The following is a 503-nucleotide window of genomic DNA, read 5'->3' on the forward strand; positions in this document are numbered from 1 at the left end:
TGGATGCCTTGGCATGCACAGGCGATGAAGGACGTGATACGCTGCGATAAGCGTCGGGGAGGTGCGAATACCCTTTGATCCGACGATTTCCGAATGGGGCAACCCACCTTAGATAGCTAGAAAATTTGAGCTGTTGGCGCTTCGGCAAGAACATCTCATCTTTCTAGTTATCGTAATAAGGTATCTAACCTTGAATACATAGGGGTTAGAAGCGAACCTGGGGAACTGAAACATCTAAGTACCCAGAGGAAAGGACATCAAACGAGACTCCGCTAGTAGTGGCGAGCGAACGCGGACCAGGCCAGTGGCTTAATTGAGTAAAGTGGAACAATCTGGAAAGGTTGGCTAGAGTGGGTGATAGCCCCGTACACGCAAGACGAGATTAAGTCCTTGAGTAGGGCGGGACACGTGAAATCCTGTCTGAACATGGGTAGACCACTATCCAAGCCTAAGTACTCGTGCATGACCGATAGCGAACCAGTACCGTGAGGGAAAGGTGAAAA

At 49.7% G+C, this 503-nt stretch carries 1 rRNA gene; it reads left to right on the plus strand.

Annotated elements, in window-relative coordinates:
* Positions 1-503: ribosomal RNA gene (locus tag QSJ70_RS27380) — 23S ribosomal RNA — on the plus strand; the annotation flags it as partial.

Source organism: Brucella sp. NBRC 12950 (assembly GCF_030268145.1).
Lineage (GTDB): Bacteria > Pseudomonadota > Alphaproteobacteria > Rhizobiales > Rhizobiaceae > Brucella.